The organism is Micromonospora sp. NPDC047753, from assembly GCF_040642735.1.
In the GTDB taxonomy this organism is placed as follows: Bacteria; Actinomycetota; Actinomycetes; order Mycobacteriales; family Micromonosporaceae; genus Micromonospora.
Genome location: NZ_JBEYSL010000567.1, coordinates 1 through 3,940 on the forward strand (window position 1 = coordinate 1; position 3,940 = coordinate 3,940).

At 70.1% G+C, this 3,940-nt stretch carries 4 protein-coding genes; all 4 read right to left on the minus strand.

The window, feature by feature from the left end; all coding sequences use genetic code 11:
• Nucleotides 1-163 precede the first annotated feature (163 nt).
• The gene (gene sthA, locus ABZ749_RS30970; protein ID WP_355006606.1) at nt 164-1,567 is read right to left on the minus strand and encodes a Si-specific NAD(P)(+) transhydrogenase; all 1,404 of its coding nucleotides are present in this window, start codon (nt 1,565-1,567) and stop codon (nt 164-166) included.
• Nucleotides 1,568-1,620: 53 nt separating this feature from the next.
• Entirely contained in the window at nt 1,621-2,643 is a 1,023-nt protein-coding gene (locus ABZ749_RS30975; protein ID WP_357233972.1) for a fibronectin type III domain-containing protein, read from the minus strand.
• Nucleotides 2,644-2,732: 89 nt separating this feature from the next.
• Nucleotides 2,733-3,371, minus strand: coding sequence for a response regulator transcription factor (locus tag ABZ749_RS30980; RefSeq protein WP_357233974.1), 639 nt, complete (start codon nt 3,369-3,371; stop codon nt 2,733-2,735).
• Nucleotides 3,368-3,940: ATP-binding protein (locus ABZ749_RS30985; RefSeq protein WP_357233977.1), on the minus strand; the 573-nt coding region annotated here is incomplete at its 5' end. The genes ABZ749_RS30980 and ABZ749_RS30985, both read right to left, overlap by 4 nt.

Genomic DNA, 3,940 nt, shown 5'->3' on the forward strand with positions numbered 1-3,940 from the left:
CGGTCAAGGTGCCCGAATTCAACGTCGGCTGTACGACAAGCCACCACAACAGCGAGCTGTCAGCCACCCCCACCCGCCCCACCCTCTCCTGCCCTCGTTGATCAAGAGGTTTGCGTCACCCACGCCAGATCGGATGACGGAAACCTCTTGATCAACATGGAGGCTAGCCGTCGATGCGGGTGATGTTGCGGATCTTGTTGGACGCGTCCAGGGCGGCGACCTTGTACGCCTCGGCCAGCGTCGGGTAGTTGAACACCGCGTCGACGAGATAGTTGATCGTGCCCCCGCAGCCCATCACCGCCTGACCGATGTGGACGATTTCGGTGGCGGCGGTGCCGAACACGTGCACCCCGAGCAGTCGACCGTCGTCGGGGGAGACGAGCAGCTTCAGCATGCCGTACGAGTCGCCCACGATCTGACCCCGCGCCAACTCCCGGTAGCGGGCGATGCCCACCTCGAACGGTGTCGAGCTTTCGGTGAGCTGCGCCTCGGTCTGCCCGACGAAGCTGATCTCCGGAATCGTGTAGATGCCGATCGGTTGCAGGCCGTGCATCTCCCGGATCGGCTCGCCGCAGGCGTGCTGCGCGGCCAGCCGACCCTGCTCCATCGAGGTGGACGCGAGCGCGGGAAAGCCGATCACGTCGCCGACGGCGTAGATGTTCTCCACCGCGGTGCGGTAGTTGGCGTCGACGGTGATCCGGCCGCGTCGGTCCGCCTCCAACCCGGCCGCCTCCAGCGCCAGGTCGTCGGTCTGGCCCTGCCGGCCGGCCGAGTACATCACCGTGTCGGCGACGATCTTCTTGCCGCTCTTGAGGATGCACAGCGCCGCCGTCTGGTGCTTCTCCACGGCGGCGACCTCCTCGCCGAAGCGGAACGCCACGGACAGGTCGCGCAGGTGGTACTTGAGTGACTCGATGATCTCGTCGTCGCAGAAATCCAGCATCCGGTCGCGGCGTTCCACCACCGTCACCTTGGTGCCGAGCGCCGCGAACATCGAGGCGTACTCCATGCCGATAACGCCGGCGCCGACCACGACCATGCTGCGGGGTACGGCCTGGAGGTTGATGACGCCGTCGGAGTCCACGATCGTCCGGTCGTCGAAGTCGACGCTGTCCGGGCGGGCCGGGCGGGTGCCCGCGGCGATGACGCTCTTGTCGAAGGTCACCTTGGACTCGCGGCCGGAGCCGCCGTCGACCCAGATCGAGTGCGCGTCGGCGAAACGCCCGGTGCCGGTGATCATCGTGACGCGGTTGCGGGACAGTTGGTTGCGGATGACGTCGGTCTGCCGGGTGATGACGTGCTGGGTCCGGGCCGCCAGGTCGCTGACGGTGATGTCCTCCTTGACCCGGTAGCTGCTGCCGTACAGGTCGCGCTGGCTCAGGCCGGTCAGGTAGAGCACGGCCTCGCGCAGGGTCTTGGAGGGCACGGTGCCGGTGTTGATGCACACCCCACCGATCATGTCGCGGCGGTCCACGATGGCGACCCGCCTGCCGAGTTTGGCGGCGGCGATCGCGGCCTTCTGACCGCTGGGCCCGGAGCCCAGCACCAACAGGTCGTAGTCATACACAGGCGCTAGCGTCGCAAGATGTCGCGGCGCACGCCAGACCCCGGCGCCGAGCGTTACTCGTCTGCCACCGTGCACAGGCCGCCGTTCAGCGTGATTTCCTCCGGTAGTTGCGTGCCGGTGGCGACCAGCCCCACCAACACGGTGCCGCCGGGCGGGATCAGCTTGTTGTGGCGCACGTTGCGCACCCGCAGGTAGCTGCTGTCGCGGTCGACCACCTCCGCGCCCCACAGGCTGCGCAGCTGCTGGCCGGCGTAGAACCGCCACCTCATCGTCCACCCGTCGATCGCCGTCGGGCCGGTGTTCGTGACCGCCAGCCGCGCCACGAACGCGTCGGGCCACTGCCCCACGATCGACCGGACCGCGCAGCTCGGCGGCGGCGGCAGGGTGGTGACGGTGACTGGTGCGGACAGCGCGGACAGCAGTCCGACCTCGTCGCGGGCCCGCACCACGAAGGTGTACGTGGTGTTCGGCGCCAACCCGTTGATCGTGGCACTGTTGACCGGCGGGTACTGGGAAACGTCGCGGACCAGCGTGAGAGCGCCGCCGGCGTCCACCCGGAACACCTCGTACCGTTCGAGCGCCGCGTTCTCCAGAGAGTGCGCCCAGCGCAGCCGGACCGCCGTGGCGGTGACGTCGAACGCCACCGGTTGACCCGGCGCGCCCGGCGGTTGGTCGTCCCCCGGTGGCATCGTCAACCGCAGGCTCGGGTTCGACGGTGAGCCGTTGCCGGCCGCGTCCAGCGCCGACACGAAGAAGGTGTACGTGCGCGACGGCCGCAGGCCGGTGATCCGAATACTGTTGGTGTCGGTCGACCAGGTCAGACCGTTGTCCTCGAACTGCGCGGAAACCGGGTAACGGACCACCCCCACGTTGTCGGTCGAGGCAGCCCAGGTCAGCTCGACCCAGGTGGTGTCGATGGCGGCGACAGTGATCGGGCCGGGGGCGGTGGGGGGCTCGGTGTCGTCAGCGGCCGCGTACGCCGGGGTCGCGCCCGTCGCCACCAGGACTGCCGTGAGCGTGCAGGCGGTCAGTGCGGCGGCCCTGGACCGGGCGCCGCGCCTCGGATGATCGCGCATGGTTGATCGCCTCGCCTTCGAGTGACCGCAGCGGACCAGTCATCGACTGATGACGATGATAGGTCGGCGGTGGTCAGGGCGTTGTCCCGTCAGCCGACGAGGCGGCGTTCCCAGGCCCAGGCGGCGATCTCGACCCGGTTGCGGGCAGTGAGCTTCATCTGCACGCTCGCCAGGTGGGTCTTGACCGTGCCCACGGCGATGAAGAGCTGGGTGGCGATCTCGGCGTTGGTCAGGCCCCGGGCGACGAGCTTCACGACGTCGAGTTCCCGTGGCGACAGGCCGCCGTCGTCGCGCGCCGGGGCCGGCGAGCTGAGGTGCTCCAACAGCCGTACCGTGATCGAGGGGCTGATCAGCGCGTCTCCGGACACGGCCGCGCGGACGGCCTCCACCAGCAGGGCCGGGCCGGAGTCCTTGAGCAGGAAGCCGCACGCGCCGTTGGAGAGCGCCGTGTGCACGTACTCGTCGAGGTCGAAGGTCGTCACGACGACGACCCGGATCGGGTCGGCGACGCCCGGCCCCGCGAGCAGCCGCAGTGCCTCCAGACCGTCGAGGCGGGGCATCCGGATGTCCAGCAGCACCACGTCCGGACGCAGTCGTCGGGCCAGCTCGACGGCCTGGACACCGTCTGCGGCCTCGCCGACCACCTCCAGGTCCGACTGGGCGCCAATGATCATGCCGAAGCCGGTCCGGACCATGGCCTGGTCATCGGCGATCAGCACCCGGATCACCGGGCCACCGCCACGTGGAGCGGGAACGCCGCGTCGAGCACCCAGCCACCGGCGACGCCAGGCCCGGCGGTGATCGTGCCGCCGAGGGCGCGTACCCGCTCGGTGAGGCCGATCAGGCCGAAGCCGTGCCCCCGGGCCGGCGCGGTTCGCGGCGACGCGCCGTCGTCGGCGACCCGGACCAGCAACCAGTCCGGGGTACGCCGCACGGCCACGGCCACGGACCGCGCGTCCGGCGCGTGCTGGCGGGTGTTGGTCAGCCCTTCCATCACCACCCGGTACGCCGACGTCGAGACCTCCACCGGCAGTCCGTTCAGGTCGCCGTCGACGTGCAGTCGGGCCGGCGCGTTCGCCGCGCCGTTGAACCCGGTCAGCAGCGGTTCCAGCTCGGTCACCCCGGCCAGTGGCGCCAGCGGCGCGTCCGGCGGGGCGTCGGGGTTGCGCAGGATGCCGACCATCCGCCGCATCGAGGCCATCGTCTCCGCGCCGGCCCGCTCGATCTGCTCCAGGGCGACGATCACCCGCTGCGGGTCCTGCTCGGCGACGAACCGGGCGCCCTGTGCCTGCACCAC

What these genes read in the sequence shown, in the direction of transcription:
- ABZ749_RS30975 (WP_357233972.1), bottom strand. Translation starts at nt 2,643, where the DNA reads ATGCGCGATCATCCGAGGCGCGGCGCCCGGTCCAGGGCCGCCGCACTG.